Source organism: Corynebacterium sp. DNF00584 (genome assembly GCF_001552965.1).
Classification (GTDB): Bacteria; Actinomycetota; Actinomycetes; order Mycobacteriales; family Mycobacteriaceae; genus Corynebacterium; species Corynebacterium phoceense.
Genome location: NZ_KQ959730.1, coordinates 44,528 through 58,650 on the forward strand (window position 1 = coordinate 44,528; position 14,123 = coordinate 58,650).

Consider the following 14,123-nt stretch of genomic DNA (forward strand, 5'->3'; position numbering starts at 1 on the left):
CGCCGGGGAGGTAGTCTGGGCCCATGACTGACAAGCAACCGCAGGAAGTACCGCACGCCGAACTGGCCGAAGGCCAGTCTTGGGAGATTGGCGGCCAGGACCGCCAGCTCAGCGAGAATGAACAGCTCGAGCAGCTGGGATCGTACATCGATGCGCACTATGAGCTGCCGGACTTCCGTCCGCCGTGGGCCGGTGGCGGCTCGCCGGAGGCGGATAATTACTGTGCGAAGCTGCCGGATCGCATTGTCCAGGCCTCCATGATGGTGTTGGGGACGGCGGTGGACCACTCCATGCCGGGCACGGCGTTTACGGACGGCGTGACCGTGAGCGATAACGAGCACGGCCGCGTCTTTACCCCGAGCGATCCGAACGGCACGTACGCTGTGTCGCTGCATTCGGGCGGCTGGTGGCGCGGCGACGGTCAGGCGCTCGAGATGCAGTGGCGCCCCGAGGTCGCGGCGGCCGCGCAGCTGTCCGGAACGACCATCGTGGACATTGATTACCCGCTGGCGCCGGAACACACCGTGGATGACATGGTGAAGGTCGTGCAGGCGGCCATCGATGCGCTGCCCGGACACGTGACCGTGTGGGGTTATTCCTCCGGCGGCGCGCTCGCGGCGCTGGTCAAGGCCGACGCGTACCTGCTCACGTTCCCCGACTTCGCAGCACTCGGCAACCTGCCGGATGAGCTGCGTGCGGGTTATGAGCTTCCCGATGCCCTCCCCAACACGCTCATCCAGACCGCGACGGAAGATGAAATCGCCGGGCGCGTGGAGCTGCCGGGCGCGCAGACCGCAGACTACGTGGCGCGGCACCGTATTTCTACGCCGGCCGTGGCGCGTCAGCGCATTAAGGACACGGCGGAGTTCCTCAAGAAAGTCGCAGAGTAACGCAGGCAAGCGCGACACGGCGCGTGAAGCCACGCTGATCTCCGCGCTTGTCGATCCGATTATGGGCGCTTGCTGCCTACGATGGAAAGATTCATCGGCGCGCGGCGGCCCGGGAGCGACCCTTAGTCTTAATCGACGACGAAGTTCTTCCGCGTCGAGCGGAAGATGACCCAGCGCTGCACGCAAAAGTTGATGAGCGTCGCGGTGCCTTGGGCGATGACATAGGCGACCACGAGGGCCCAGGAGCTGGGCCAGGCAAGATCGTTGTCGAGGAACTCGAAGCACCACTTGTATAGCGCGATGTTGACTGCGTAGGTGAGTGCGTACGTTGCGGCAACGGCGAGGAAGCGGCGGGTGGAGGCCTTCGCGTTGAAGGTCCAGCGGCGGTTGAGCAGGTACGCGGTGAGCGTGCCCACGATAAAACCGACGGTGCGGGCCGCGGTGTCGCCGAGGAGGTCGAGGCCGATCTGGAGCAGCCAGGTGATCCCGACGTCGATGACGCCGGAGATGCCGCCGGTGATGGCGAACTTCGTGCCCTGTGCCTGCAGGGAGTTGGAGCGCGAAAGGCGATCGGCGGCGGAATCCATGGCGGTGGTCCCGTCTTACTTGCCCTTGAAGATGAAGACGCGCTGGATGACGAAGTTTGTGATCGTCGCGACGGACTGGGCGATGACAAACGAGATGGTGTCCTTGACGGCGCCCTCGAAGCCCATCGCGATGAGCGGGGCGTTCGTGGCCCAGTAGAGGAAGTTCTGCACCGCGAAGGTCGAGGCGTAGAGCAGGCCGACTGCGGTGGCAGTGCGGCCGGAGACCTGCGCCCCGAAGGTCCAGCGGGCGTTGGCGAGGTAGGCCGCGATGGTGCCGAAGACCCAGCCGATGGCCTTCGCCGCGGAGCGGTGGAGGCCCAAGTGCGTGAGGATGAGGGTGAGGCCAAAGTCGAGAATGGCCGTAAACACGCCCACGGACACGAAGCGGACGAGCTGGGTGCGCAGCGAATTATTGGGCGTCGCGTTGACGACGTCGTCCGTGCTCAGGGTGGCATCGTGCGCGTCGGGCTGCTGCGGGTTGGGGGTCTGCGCGGTATTTTCCACGCTGATAGCCTACCTGCCGCGGGCCTGCGGAATGGTTAACGACGAAGAAGCGCGCGGAAGAGGTCGAGTCGGTCGACTGGGGCGAGGGCCTCGGGACCGGTGGCGCGGACCTGCGTGAGGACGGCGAGGGAATCGGCGCAGAGGTTAAGGGCGGCATCGGCAAGCAAGGGCGCGCCGGAGTCGTCGACCCAGCCGAGGGCCTCGAGCGTGGTGGTGAGGACGGACTCCGTGAGTTGCTTGTCGCCCATGCAGGTAAGCGCCAGGGCGGTGGACCAGAAAGCGTCGCGGCCCTCGAGCGTGACCTCGCGGGGCAGGCTCGCCAGCGCGTGCAGCGTGGCGGCGGGAAGGCTCACCTCGCGGGTGAGATCGAGCGCCTGGAGGAGCGGCACGAAGTCGAAGAGCCGGGAACGCACGACGGCGTCGCGGACCTCGGGGCGGACTTGCTCGAGGACGGCGTTGATGGTTTTATCGCCGGTGAGCTGAGCATTAATCGCCGTGATATCGAAGGGGACATCGAAAGAACCGGAACCGCCGACGCACAGCGCGCGCGGGGTGTCAGCGTCGCGCAGGTAGACCTCCGCGACGGTGATGGTGAAGTCCCACAGGCCCCAGACGTAGTCGATGTGTTGGCCCGGGCGGCGCAGGAAGTCGCGCACGCGGTGGGTGGGATCGATACGCGCGCCGCGGGCGGCGTCGTGCTCAAAGAAATGCCAGGGCGCGTCTTCGTTGGGGAGCGCGAAGCACGTGGCGAGAACCTCGTGGAACTCCTCGAACGTGAGCGCGTCGTTGATGCCAATCTGGCGGTGGACCTCCGCGTCCGTGCGCACGTGGGCGACCTGGACGATGATGGTCGACTCGGCAGGCTGGCGTCGCGCGCGGGCCTGCTCGAGATCGATGATGGGGGAGGACATGGGCCCCAGCCTAACCACTTTGACGGTCCCGCGCCGTGGGCGCCGAGCTGAGTTAGCGGGACGTGTCGTTGAACGACTGCTTGTCGAGGCCGCGGGCCTCCGCCTCCGAGACGGCGAAGGTGAGTGCTGCGAGCAGCGCGCCGGTGAGGCTCCAGGGCTTGGTGGCGCCGCGCTTGCGCAAGAAGCTGACGATGCCGCGGGCGATCTTCACGTTGAGGAACGCGCCGACGGCGAGTAGAGCGAGGAGGACAAGGAATGCGCCGTACGTCTTGAGTGGGGATGCCGGCTCGACCGTAAGCGGTGCGTCATCGCGCTCGTCCTCGTTCTGGGCGTTAGCGAAGGCGACGAGGCTGCCGAAGGCGGTGAACCCGGTGAGGTAGCCGACCGTGAGACCGACCTTGGACTTGAGGTAGTCCGGCAGCGCGGTGAGAATTCCCACAGCGGCGGCCTGCGCGATGCGGCCGGCAAGCGTGTCGTCGAGGGCATAATTATCGGGCTTATTTTGCGGAGCGGTCATGCGGGATAGTCTAGACGGCATGTATTCCGATAAGCATGAGCATATGACGCCGGCGCAGCAGGCGGCCCAGGACGAGCGCACGGAGGACGACCGTCGCAATGGCTCCTACCAGGCAACACAGAATACGACGGCGCCGCTCAGCGACTTTATGACGCGACTCATGGCGCAGGAACTGCCCATCATGGACTCGACCTCGCGCCAGCGCGTGTACGACATTCTGCGGGAGTATGACGGCCCCGTGATTGAGACGCAGGAGGAACTGCCCAAGGAAATCCGTGACCTCATGGATTTGTATTAAAGGTTTTTGATCGGGCATGAGAATGCCCGGTTTGTTCCGTATATCACTTGGGTCCTGCGTGTCATGCGGGCTCACACGTGGGTAGGCTGGATGGAGCATTATCCGTCGAGCAAAGAGTAAGAGATGGAACTACACACCACCGAACAGTCCCTGCATGGTTGGGGACGTACTGCCCGCACCTCCGCTCACGTCCTGTCCACCGCAGACGTTGAGGTCATCCAGGCGGCCGTCGCCCAGGTGGCGGACGACAACTCCGACAAGCCCGAGCACCTCAAGCGCGGCGTCATCGCCCGCGGCATGGGTCGTTCCTACGGCGACCCGGCACAAAACGCCGGCGGCCTCGTGATCGACATGCAGCCGCTCAACAAGATTCACTCCATTGACCCTGAATCCGCCATCGTCGACGTCGACGGCGGCGTCACCCTGGACCAGCTCATGAAGGCTGCCCTGCCGTACGGCCTGTGGGTTCCGGTTCTGCCGGGCACCCGCCAGGTCACCATCGGCGGCGCCATTGGCCCCGATATTCACGGCAAGAACCACCACTCCGCCGGCTCCTTCGGCAACCACGTTGTCTCCATGGAGCTGCTCGTGGCCGACGGCCGCGTCCTCCACCTGGAGCCGGAAGGCTCTGCAGATGATCCGGACGGCACGCTGTTCTGGGCCACCGTGGGTGGCATGGGCCTTACCGGTATCATCCTGCGCGCCCGCATTCGCATGACGAAGACGGAGACCGCCTACTTCATCGCGGATACGGACCGCACGAACAACCTGGATGAGACCGTGGCCTTCCACTCGGACGGCTCTGAGGTGAACTACACCTACTCGTCCGCATGGTTCGACGTCATCTCCCCGGAGCCGAAGCTGGGCCGCTCGACCATCTCCCGTGGTTCGCTCGCCACGCTGGCACAGCTTGAGGAGCTCGCGCCGAAGCTGGCCAAGGACCCGCTCAAGTTCAACGCGCCGCAGCTGATGACGGTGCCGGATATCTTCCCGAACTTTACGATGAACAAGCTGTCGCTCATGGCGATTGGCGAGGCCTACTACATGATGGGTGCTCCGGCCCGGAACAAGGTGAAGAACCTCACGCAGTTCTACCAGCCGCTCGACCTCATCGGTGAGTGGAACCGTGGCTACGGTTCCAATGGTTTCCTGCAGTACCAGTTCGTCGTGCCCACCGAGGCCGTCGAGCCGTTCAAGGACATCATTCGCGACATGCAGCGTTCGGGCCACTACTCGGCGCTCAACGTGTTCAAGCTCTTCGGCCCGGGGAACAAGGCTCCGCTGTCCTACCCCATGCCGGGCTGGAACGTCTGCGTGGACTTCCCCATCAAGCCGGGCCTGGGTGCCTTCCTCGACGACCTTGACCGTCGCGTCATGGAGTTCGGTGGCCGCCTGTACCTGGCCAAGGAGTCGCGTACCTCCGCCGAGAACTTCCACAAGATGTACCCGGGCATGGAGGGCTGGCTGAAGACCCGCAACGAGATCGACCCGACCGGCGTCTTCGCATCTGACATGTCCCGCCGTCTCGAGCTGCACTAGAAACCACCCCGAAAGGACCTGAAAAGAACATGCTGAATGCAGTAGGCCAGGCACAAAACATCCTGCTTCTGGGCGGTACCTCCGAGATCGGTCTGGGCATCGTCTCCGAGTTCCTCTCCCACGGCGGCACCCCGCACGTCACGCTTGCCGCGCGCAAGGATTCCCCGCGTATCGACGCGGCCCGCGCACAGCTCGAGGCCCAGGGCGCACAGGTCGAGGTTGTCGATTTCGACGCCACGGACTTCGACTCCCATCCGGCCGTCATCGACGCCGCGTTTGCGCACGGCGACGTGGATGTTGCGATCATCGCCTTCGGCACCCTGGGCGACCAGGAAGCGCTGTGGCAGGACCAGGCGCAGGCTGTTGCCTCCGCACAGACCAACTTCACGGCGCCCGTGTCCGTGGGCGTGCTGTTGGGACAGAAGCTGAAGAAGCAGGGCCACGGCACCATCGTCGCCCTGTCCTCCGTTGCAGGCCAGCGCGTGCGTCGCTCCAACTTCGTCTACGGCGCGTCCAAGGCGGGCGTCGACGGCTTCTTCGTCAACCTCGGCGAGGCGCTGCGCGAGTCCGGTGCCAAGGTGCTCGTCGTGCGCCCGGGCCAGGTGCGCACCAAGATGTCTGCCGCCGCAGGCGAGGCACCGCTCACCGTCAACGTCGCGGACGTTGCCAAGGCCACGTACGACGCAGTCGTGCACAACAAGGAGTCCATCTTCGTGCACCCGCTGTTCGAGTACGTCTCCCTGGCGTTTAAGTTCATCCCGCAGCCCATCTTCCGCAAGCTGCCGTTCTAGAACGACCCGCAACCCCCGCGCCCGCTCGTCGACTGTGACGTGGTCGCGGGGGTTTCGCGATCCCGGATCCCGGTGGGGAATGTGGTTCACTGGAAGCCATGACTACTGCCGCCGCTCAGCCGCGCCGCCGGGGTACCATTCTGCGTCCCCAGATGTGCACCGAAAACTATGCGTCCGATCTGCTCTCCCTGCGCTCCACGCTCTTAGGGCTCTCGAGCGCCGGTGTGGGCGCCTTTGCGGTGACGCTCGTGGCGTGGATGGTGTTCAAGCGCACGCACCTGCCGGCGTTTAGTACCTCCATGGTCACGCGCGCGCTCGCGACGGCGGGTATGGTGCTCACCCTTGTCATTGTGGCGGGGCTGCTCGCATGGTGGATTTCGGATGAGTACTACGGTAAACGCCGCCGGCCGCAGTGGCGCGTGGCGCTCACGTATTTCTTCTCCTACATGGCACCGGCGTTCATCGTCATCGCTGCGGTAGGAATTCCGCTTTCGGCCACCAAGCTGTGGCTCGACGGCATTCAGGTCGATCAGGTCTTCCGCACACAGTTCCTCACGCGCACGACGGAGCAGGGCGGCTACGCCGACATGAACTACCTGGACATGCCCACGTTCTATCCCATGGGCTGGTTCTGGCTGGGCGGCCGGCTCGCGGCCGTGTTGGGCTTACCGGGCTGGGAGGTTTTCCAGCCGTGGGCACTCATCTCGCTCGCGGTGGCAGGCTCCATCCTCGTGCCGATCTGGCAGCACCTCGTGGGCTCGCTGCCTGTGGCGACGGCCATTGCTGTGATGACCACGGCGGTCACGCTCACGCTCGGCGCGGAAGAGCCGTACTCCGCGGTCATTGCGATGGGCGCGCCGGCGGCGGCGTTGCTCGCGCAGCGTGCCTTCCATGGCTCGTGGTCCGCGACGGCGGGCCTTGCCCTCTTCCTGGGCATCTCGGCGACCTTCTACACGTTGTTCACCGGTGCCATTGCGCTCACGGTGGTTTCCCTGCTCGCCATTATCACCGCGGTTTATGAACGCCGGTGGCTGCCGATTGTCCGGCTCGTCATCATCGGCGTGGCCTCGTTGGCCATCGCCGCCGTCGCGTGGGGTCCCTACGTCATGTCGGCGTTGCGCAGCGGCGTCCCGCTCGAGTCTGCCGCGCAGCATTACCTGCCCAGCGAGGGCACGCAGCTGCCCGTGCCGTTCCTCTCGCCCAGCGTCATCGGTGCGCTGTGCCTCATCGGTGTCATTTTCCTGGCGCTCCGGCTTGCCGATGCCGAGGTGCGGGCGCTTGCTTTCGCGCTCGGCGGAATCTACGCATGGATCGTCGCCTCGATGGTGGTGACGCTCGCCGGTACGACGCTGCTCAGCTTCCGCCTGGAAATCATCGTCGTGCTCTTCATGGCCACCGCCGGCATCCTGGGTCTGGCGGAGGTACGGCTGGTGGGCATTCACTCCCTGTATCCGGCGCGCTTTGACGTGCCGACAAACCGCGCGATTACCACGGCCTTCGTGGTGGTCATGCTGCTGTCAGGTATCTACTACGTGCAGCAGATTCCGCGCCTCAACGAAGACGCCATTGACCACGCGTACGCGGATACGGACGGCAATGGCGAGCGCGCGGACCAATTCACCCCGGACTCGGCCTCGAAGTACGGGGAGATCAATGACTTCATCGTGGACCACGGCTATACGCCGAACGGCACGGTCATCATGACTGACGAGAAGCTGTTTATGGCGTACTACCCGTACCACGGCTTCAACGCCTTTACCGCGCACTACGCCAACCCGCTGGGACAGTTCCGCGAGCGCAGCGCACAGATGGAAACGTGGGCGCGCGAGTCCTGGGATCAGACCCCCGAGCAATTCCGCGAGGCGCTCGATAGCGCCAAGTGGCAGGGTCCGTCCGCCATCATCTTCCGCGGCGAGGTCGCCGAGGACGGTGCGGAGACGGACGGCTATAAGATCCACCTCGCGGAGGATATCTACCCGAACCAGCCCAACGTGCGCTACCGCGCGATCTTCTACAACCCGGAGGTCTTCGCCGAGGGCTGGGACGTCAAGCAGGTCGGCCCGTTCGTCGTCGCCGTGCGCACCCAGTAGTAGACAGTCGTGACAGACCCGCTGGAACACGCCATCGCGGGCGCGTGGACGGCGTGGCTGCCGGACTTCCGGCTGACCTTCCGCATCGACCGCGCGGCGGGCCTACTCACGGCGGAGGCCTGCTTCGACCGCGCTCCCGCGAACACGCAGATGGAGGCGGAACTGCGGGCGGCAGAGGAGGAGCTGGCCCACGCAGCTCGGGTGCTGGGGCCGGGATCACCTGCGCAGAGATAAGGCGAACCGTGCGAGGTGGTTTAGACTATCTGGGTGACTTTATCGACCGAAAGCCCAGCATCGAGCGTTGCTTCGCAGCCCGTGCGCATGGAGACCGCGCCGGCATGGTTGAAGTGGACTGCTCTCGTCTCCGGCATTCTTGGCTTCCTGGCCTTTGTGGCCCTGCCGTTGTTGCCGGTCAACCAGGTGCAGTCCAGCGTGCACTGGCCGCAAAATGACTCGCTCAATTCGATCAACTCGCCGCTCATCTCGGTGGCGCCGGAGAAGATTGATGCGGAAATCCCCATCGCAGCGACGCAGTACCTGCGTGAGGGACAGTCGCTGCTCTACGGCACGGTGCCGCCCGAGTCGGAGAAGGCGACCAACCGCGGTATGTTCGTCCGCTACGACGAGGAGCGGGGCCTCACGGTCGCCTCCCTCGACACGGTCATCCTCTCCCTCGACAAGAGCGAGGTCGCGGCTCTGCCTGACGATGCCGTGCTGCATATCGCGGCGGATGGCGACTCCGTGCGCGTTGACGTGGGCAAGCACGAAGAAGAGACCGAAGACGACGAGCGTCCGCAGGTCACCGGTACCTACACCGAGATTGATAACACGCCGGAGGCTCGCGCAGCGCTCAGCGACATGCGCGTCGACGTGGAGGTCAACTCCCGCTTTACTTCCTCGCCGTCCACGGTGAAGACCATTGCCATGTGGTTCGGCCTGCTCATGGTCCTCATCTCCTTGTTCTGCCTGTGGCGTATTGACCGCCTCGACGGCAAGCGCTTCGGCTTTATGCCGGAGACGTGGAAGCAGGTCCGTCCGCTCGATGGCGTGGTCGCCGCCATCCTCGCGTTCTGGCACATCTTCGGTTCGAATACCTCGGACGACGGCTTCATCCTCACCATGGCGCGCGTGAGCGGTCACGCGGACTACATGGCGAACTACTACCGCTGGTACGGCGTGCCTGAGGCCCCCTTCGGTTCCCCGTACTACGACCTACTCGCCGCGCTCACGCACGTGTCGACCTCCTCGGTCTTCATGCGCCTGCCATCGCTCGTCGCCGCGCTCATAATCTGGTTCGTGCTGTCGCGCGAAATCCTCCCGCGCTTTGGCGAGCTCGTTAACGGCCGCCGCGTCGCCCACTGGACCGCGGCGTTTATGTTCCTGGCTTTCTGGTTGCCGTATAACAACGGCATCCGTCCGGAGCCTATGGTCGCCTTGGGCGTCATGCTGACGTGGGCGTCCTTCGAGCGCTCCATCGCTACGCGCCGCCTCCTGCCAGCGGCTATCGGCACCATCATCGCGACGATCACGCTGGCCGTCGGCCCCACGGGTCTGTTCGCCGTGGGCATCTTCCTGGTCTGCCTGCCGCAGCTCTTTGCCTTCCTCGGTGAGCGCGCCAAGGCCACTGGGCTGGGCTGGGTCCCGCTCGTCTCCACGTTCCTCGCCTCCGGCACCGCGATTATGGTGGCGGTCTTCCACGACCAAACGCTCGCGACCGTCCTTGAGTCCACCTCCGTGCGCTCCCAGGTCGGCCCCGCGCTGCCGTGGTACTCCGAGTACGTTCGCTACACCACGCTCTTCCAGGAGTCCGTGGACGGCTCGCTCACGCGCCGCTTCGCGATGTTCACCATGCTCTTCTGCCTGGCGCTGATCGTCTACGCGTTCATTAAGAACCGCCGCGTCGTGGGCGCTGAGGCTGGCCCCACCGCGCGCCTGTTGCTCATCATCGCGCTGAGCATGTTCTTCCTCATGTTCACGCCGACGAAGTGGACGCACCACTTCGGCATCTACGCCGGTGTCGCCGGCGTCGTCGCCGCCCTGGGCGCGGTCGTGCTCTCCCAGATCGCCCTGCGCTCCTCCCGCGCACGCACCTTCGCCCTGGCCGCCGTGACCTTCCTCCTTGCCATCTCCCTGGCTGGCTGGAACGCCTGGTGGTACGTCTCCTCCTTCGGCATTCCGTGGTGGGACCGCACCGTCCAACTCAAGGCCATTGAGGCGAACACGGTGGTGCTCGCCATCGGCTTGGTCATCCTCGCTATCGGCATCATTCAGTCCTTCCGTCGCGAGTCGCGCCGCACCAAGGCGATTGCCGCGGGCACGAGCGACGAGGACTTCCGCGCCGCCGAGTCTGACCGCGTGACCCGCTGGGCCGGCGTCATGTCTGCTCCCATTGCCATCGCGTGTATTGGCGTCGTGGCCTTCTCCATGGCCTCCTTCGCTAAGGCCTACGTCTCCCAGGGCGACGCCTACTCCGTGGGCAAGGGCAATCTTGCCTCGCTTGCGGGTAACACGTGCTCGCTCGCCGATGCCACTTTGGTGGAGACCAATACGAACGACTCCTTCCTCGAGCCGATTGCCGGCACTCTGGGCGAGTCCCTCAACGACCCGAACTCCACGGGCTTTGCCCCGGATAACGTGCCGTCCTCCATCGAACCTGAGTATCAGAACTCCGCCTCCGTGGGTGCTATCGGCGGCTTGTCCACGTCGCAGAGCACGGATACGACCAACGCGTCCTCCGGCGCCGACCGCTCCCTGGGCGGCGCGGTTGACGAGAACGAGCAGAACGGCGAGACGGACGGTACGGCCTCCACGAAGACGGAGAGCGAGTCCGCCCACCGCAGCGAGCAGGAGAAGCAGGCTACCTCCGGCGAGCGTGATCAGGCGGGCGTCAACGGCTCCCACATCGCGCTGCCCTTCGACCTGGACTACACCAAGGTCCCCATCACCGGCTCGTACTCTGAGGACCAGGAAGGCACCGCCAGCCTCAAGTCCCAGTGGTTTAAGCTGCCTGAAGCAACCGACGCCGCCCCGCTCCTCGTCGTTTCCGCCGCCGGCAACATCTACCACCACGATGTCAATGGCATTGAGCAGGACGGCATGGAGCTCACGCTCCAGTACGGCACGCAGGACGGCGGCTCCATCAAGGACATCGGCGAGGCCGAACTGTCCGATGTCGGCGCCACCCCGAAGTGGCGTAACCTCCGCATGGCACTCGACCAGCTCCCCGCCGAGGCGAACGTCGTGCGCCTCGTCGCTACGGATGACTCCCTCGATGAGGAAGACTGGCTGGCCATCACGCCGCCGCGCGTACCCACCCTGGACACCCTCAATAATGTCATCGGCTCCGATACCCCGGGCCTTCTCGACTGGTCCACGGCCCTGCAGTTCCCCTGCCAGCGCACCTTCGACCACTACGCCGGCGTGACCGAGATCCCCGAGTACCGCATCCTTCCGGACGCGGCGGCGCAGACCTCGCTCACGGACTTCCAGTCCTTCTCTGGCGGCGGCGCCATGGCTACCGCGGAGGCCGTGAACTACGACTACGAGATCCCGGCCTACCTCAACCACGACTGGGCCCGCGACTGGGGCTCCATCAAGAAGTACGAGCTGCGCACCAACTCCGCCGGCGAGGCCCCCGACCTCGCCTCCATCGACCACGAGATCATCACACGCTCGGGTCTGTGGAAGGAATCTGAGATGAAGATTCGTCCGGAGGGCTCTGAAAAGTAGCCCTTCAATGCCGAAAGCCGCCGGACATCCGGCGGCTTTCGTTGTTTTCAATGAACCCGGGCGGCTACTGCCCCGGCCTACGGAAGTCTTCCTTGCGCCCCCGGTTATGCAGCGCGAGCCACTCCATAAAGCCCTTCGGGTCGTGCTGCTGGACGAGGAAGAACCAACCAAAGCGTGCGAATTCCTGCGGCAGGAGCTTGCGCATGCCACGCTGCCACAACAGGTAGCCGCGGTTGCGGTAGGTAAAGAAGCGCTTGAACTCACCCTCTGGGTACTGCGTGTGCATCTTGCCGCCCAGAATCGGCTTGAACTCGTCCGAGCCGTCCGGGTGCAAGTACGCGCACGTGAGCGCCGTGCCAAACTCGAGTCCCGAGTTGACCAGGCGGCGGTGGTACTCGACCTCGTCGCCGCGAATGAATAGGCGGTAATCCGGCACGCCGATGATCGTCATGGCCTCCGCCGAGATGAGCGCGCCATTAAACAGCGACGCGATCCCCGGCAGGAAGTCCCCCTCCAGCTCATCCATCCGGCGCCGCCACACGAGGCCCTGGCGCAGCGGGAACGCGAGGCGCTCCGGCTCGTTGATATTGCACACGGCCGGGGAGACCTCGTGCAAGGAGTTCGCCTCCGCCACGCGGTAGAGCTCCTCCAGCACGCCGAAGTCCGCCGGACGGCCATCGTCATCCGCGCACCAGATGGCATCCGCACCCAGCGCCAGCGCCTTCAAGAAGCCCAGCGCGAAGCCGCCCGCGCCGCCCAGGTTCGTCTTCGACCCGATGTATACCGCGCGTTCGCCCGCCATGGACTCCACGAGTTCACGCACCGCAGCCTCATTGCCATTGTCGACGACGATGACCCATTCCACCGGGTGAGTTTGCCCTACGACCTGCTCTAACGACGCGCGCAGCAGCTCCACGCGCTGGTGAGTGACGATGACAGCGGCAGTTGTTCCCGCCGCGGAAAGGGTCTTAACAGTCATGGCTTCCATTCTGCCACCAGCTTTCCGATGCCCCCTCTAGACACCCCGCGCCAGCCAGCGTCGCGCTCACAACGTGAATGAGTCGTGCCGATTTTTCAATTTTTTGGCCAACTCATTCACGCTAGGATGTGTGCCGGTGTGATGTGTGCCGGTGCTTAGAGCCCCGGGATGTCGATGATGCCCGCGGCATCCGCGCCCACCGCCGCGCCGCCGACCAGAAGTGTGGAGATAGCCGCAATCGTCACGCCGAGGATGATGTCGAGCGTCTGCCCAATCTTCCAGTCGTTCGCCACGTCCGACTTGATGGTCGACACGAGGAACTCGTCTGATGAGCCACGGTCAGCCGCATTCTTGAGATTCTCGATATCGGAGCTGCCGATCTCGCCCTTCTCCGCCTTGGAAGAGATAACGTCTGCAGCTACATCGATAGAAGACCCAAACCCGTCGCCGCCGAAAGCCTCCTTAGCTACGGCCTTGGTGATGGCGACTCCTACCTCACCATCAGTGACCTCCGACGAGGTCTTGCCGTCGGCCGCTCCCGCGACGCCGGTGGACAGGGGCAGGGCAGCGGCCACAGCCACAACGCCCGCAGTGAAACGCTTCATGGTCGTCAATCCTTGAAAGAGAAGATATGTTGAAAAGCAAAAAGCCCTGCTTGGCATGGTAACCAAGCAAGGCTTCGAAATCCGGAAACTAATCCTCGAAATTATCGAGAATTAGAACGGAAGGGAAACGCCCGGGATAACACCGGCATTGACGGCAGCGGCGCCAGCAGCCAGGACAGCAGCGGCGATGCCGACGCCCCAGAGGATGTCAGCGGTGGTGCCTGCCGGGTAGTCGTTGTTGAGGTCATTCTTGTAGGAGGAACCGTAGAAATTCACGAATGCCTTTGCAGAGCCCTCGTTGTCTTTGTGGGCATCAGAGCTTGCGTCGGCAGAACCCTCGTGCGGGGCGGAGACGCCATTCTTGATGCCAGCACCGATAAGGGCACCAAGGTTTTCAGCAGTGTCGGTGTCAATCGGGGTAGCGGCGGAGGCAACACCGGTGGACAGGGACAGAGCAGTAGCGACGGCAACTGCGCCAGCAGCGAAACGCTTCATGGGGAAATCTCCTTGGAAGGGGGATGGAAAGATAGACACGCTCGTAGGGACACCTCCCTGCGGAACTGGTCTAAGCTTAGACCATTCCTGTGGGATTCGTAAGTCTTTTTCCGGAGAAAGTAAAATCCCAGGTGGATGAGGTATGAATTAACTTAATCCGGGGGTAAAAGATGGCCGTGGCACAAATG

The 14,123-nt window shown here is 64.3% G+C and carries 14 protein-coding genes; 7 read left to right on the plus strand and 7 right to left on the minus strand.

What is annotated here, in order from left to right:
• Positions 1-23 precede the first annotated feature (23 nt).
• Positions 24-890, plus strand: coding sequence for an alpha/beta hydrolase (locus HMPREF0307_RS01720; protein ID WP_066485855.1), 867 nt, complete (start codon positions 24-26; stop codon positions 888-890).
• A 128-nt stretch (positions 891-1,018) separates the two neighbouring features.
• On the opposite strand, the gene HMPREF0307_RS01725 is transcribed toward HMPREF0307_RS01720, so the two are convergent.
• Genes HMPREF0307_RS01725 through HMPREF0307_RS01740 form a run of 4 tightly spaced genes read right to left on the minus strand, consistent with a single transcriptional unit; the run spans position 1,019 to position 3,409 of the window.
• Positions 1,019-1,477: a GtrA family protein gene (locus HMPREF0307_RS01725; protein WP_066485857.1), complete on the minus strand. Its 459-nt coding sequence runs from the start codon at positions 1,475-1,477 to the stop codon at positions 1,019-1,021.
• A gap of 15 nt (positions 1,478-1,492) precedes the next feature.
• Positions 1,493-1,981 (minus strand): GtrA family protein, encoded by a 489-nt coding sequence (locus tag HMPREF0307_RS01730; RefSeq protein ID WP_369799413.1) that lies wholly within the window; start codon positions 1,979-1,981, stop codon positions 1,493-1,495.
• Positions 1,982-2,016: 35 nt separating this feature from the next.
• On the minus strand, positions 2,017-2,892 hold the full coding sequence (locus HMPREF0307_RS01735; protein WP_066485859.1) for a plasmid pRiA4b ORF-3 family protein: 876 nt from the start codon (positions 2,890-2,892) through the stop codon (positions 2,017-2,019).
• 52 nt (positions 2,893-2,944) lie between these two features.
• Complete coding sequence (locus tag HMPREF0307_RS01740) at positions 2,945-3,409, minus strand: hypothetical protein (RefSeq protein WP_066485861.1); 465 nt, start codon at positions 3,407-3,409, stop codon at positions 2,945-2,947.
• A gap of 19 nt (positions 3,410-3,428) precedes the next feature.
• Between HMPREF0307_RS01740 and HMPREF0307_RS01745 the strand changes: the two genes are divergently transcribed.
• From HMPREF0307_RS01745 to HMPREF0307_RS01770, 6 genes are all read left to right on the plus strand, one after another.
• Entirely contained in the window at positions 3,429-3,707 is a 279-nt protein-coding gene (locus HMPREF0307_RS01745) for a hypothetical protein (RefSeq protein ID WP_066485863.1), read from the plus strand.
• 123 nt (positions 3,708-3,830) lie between these two features.
• Entirely contained in the window at positions 3,831-5,246 is a 1,416-nt protein-coding gene (locus tag HMPREF0307_RS01750; RefSeq protein WP_066485871.1) for an FAD-binding oxidoreductase, read from the plus strand.
• A 29-nt stretch (positions 5,247-5,275) separates the two neighbouring features.
• Entirely contained in the window at positions 5,276-6,037 is a 762-nt protein-coding gene (locus tag HMPREF0307_RS01755; RefSeq protein WP_066485875.1) for a decaprenylphospho-beta-D-erythro-pentofuranosid-2-ulose 2-reductase, read from the plus strand.
• Positions 6,038-6,135: 98 nt separating this feature from the next.
• Positions 6,136-8,127 carry a galactan 5-O-arabinofuranosyltransferase gene (locus HMPREF0307_RS01760; RefSeq protein ID WP_369799414.1) on the plus strand — a complete coding sequence of 664 codons (1,992 nt, stop codon included), beginning with the start codon at positions 6,136-6,138 and terminating at the stop codon, positions 8,125-8,127.
• Positions 8,128-8,136: 9 nt separating this feature from the next.
• A complete protein-coding gene (locus HMPREF0307_RS01765) occupies positions 8,137-8,361 on the plus strand; it encodes a hypothetical protein (RefSeq protein ID WP_066485878.1) in 225 nt (74 codons plus the stop codon).
• An 87-nt stretch (positions 8,362-8,448) separates the two neighbouring features.
• Positions 8,449-11,856, plus strand: a complete 3,408-nt coding sequence (locus HMPREF0307_RS01770; RefSeq protein WP_066486073.1) for an arabinosyltransferase domain-containing protein — start codon at positions 8,449-8,451, stop codon at positions 11,854-11,856.
• Positions 11,857-11,920: 64 nt separating this feature from the next.
• Here HMPREF0307_RS01770 and HMPREF0307_RS01775 read toward each other — a convergent pair whose 3' ends face one another.
• From HMPREF0307_RS01775 to HMPREF0307_RS01785, 3 genes are all read right to left on the minus strand, one after another.
• On the minus strand, positions 11,921-12,844 hold the full coding sequence (locus HMPREF0307_RS01775; protein ID WP_181734619.1) for a galactofuranosyltransferase GlfT1: 924 nt from the start codon (positions 12,842-12,844) through the stop codon (positions 11,921-11,923).
• Positions 12,845-12,990: 146 nt separating this feature from the next.
• Positions 12,991-13,440 carry a hypothetical protein gene (locus tag HMPREF0307_RS01780; protein ID WP_066485883.1) on the minus strand — a complete coding sequence of 150 codons (450 nt, stop codon included), beginning with the start codon at positions 13,438-13,440 and terminating at the stop codon, positions 12,991-12,993.
• A 111-nt stretch (positions 13,441-13,551) separates the two neighbouring features.
• Positions 13,552-13,935, minus strand: coding sequence for a hypothetical protein (locus HMPREF0307_RS01785; protein ID WP_066485886.1), 384 nt, complete (start codon positions 13,933-13,935; stop codon positions 13,552-13,554).
• Between the last annotated feature and the right edge of the window lie 188 nt (positions 13,936-14,123).

Coding starts and splice junctions, on each gene's coding strand:
- HMPREF0307_RS01720 (WP_066485855.1), top strand. CDS start 24: ATGACTGACAAGCAACCGCAGGAAGTACCGCACGCCGAACTGGCCGAA.
- HMPREF0307_RS01725 (WP_066485857.1), bottom strand. CDS start 1,477: ATGGATTCCGCCGCCGATCGCCTTTCGCGCTCCAACTCCCTGCAGGCA.
- HMPREF0307_RS01735 (WP_066485859.1), bottom strand. CDS start 2,892: ATGTCCTCCCCCATCATCGATCTCGAGCAGGCCCGCGCGCGACGCCAG.
- HMPREF0307_RS01740 (WP_066485861.1), bottom strand. CDS start 3,409: ATGACCGCTCCGCAAAATAAGCCCGATAATTATGCCCTCGACGACACG.
- HMPREF0307_RS01745 (WP_066485863.1), top strand. CDS start 3,429: ATGTATTCCGATAAGCATGAGCATATGACGCCGGCGCAGCAGGCGGCC.
- HMPREF0307_RS01750 (WP_066485871.1), top strand. CDS start 3,831: ATGGAACTACACACCACCGAACAGTCCCTGCATGGTTGGGGACGTACT.
- HMPREF0307_RS01755 (WP_066485875.1), top strand. CDS start 5,276: ATGCTGAATGCAGTAGGCCAGGCACAAAACATCCTGCTTCTGGGCGGT.
- HMPREF0307_RS01760 (WP_369799414.1), top strand. CDS start 6,136: ATGACTACTGCCGCCGCTCAGCCGCGCCGCCGGGGTACCATTCTGCGT.
- HMPREF0307_RS01770 (WP_066486073.1), top strand. CDS start 8,449: ATGGAGACCGCGCCGGCATGGTTGAAGTGGACTGCTCTCGTCTCCGGC.
- HMPREF0307_RS01775 (WP_181734619.1), bottom strand. CDS start 12,844: ATGGAAGCCATGACTGTTAAGACCCTTTCCGCGGCGGGAACAACTGCC.
- HMPREF0307_RS01780 (WP_066485883.1), bottom strand. CDS start 13,440: ATGAAGCGTTTCACTGCGGGCGTTGTGGCTGTGGCCGCTGCCCTGCCC.
- HMPREF0307_RS01785 (WP_066485886.1), bottom strand. CDS start 13,935: ATGAAGCGTTTCGCTGCTGGCGCAGTTGCCGTCGCTACTGCTCTGTCC.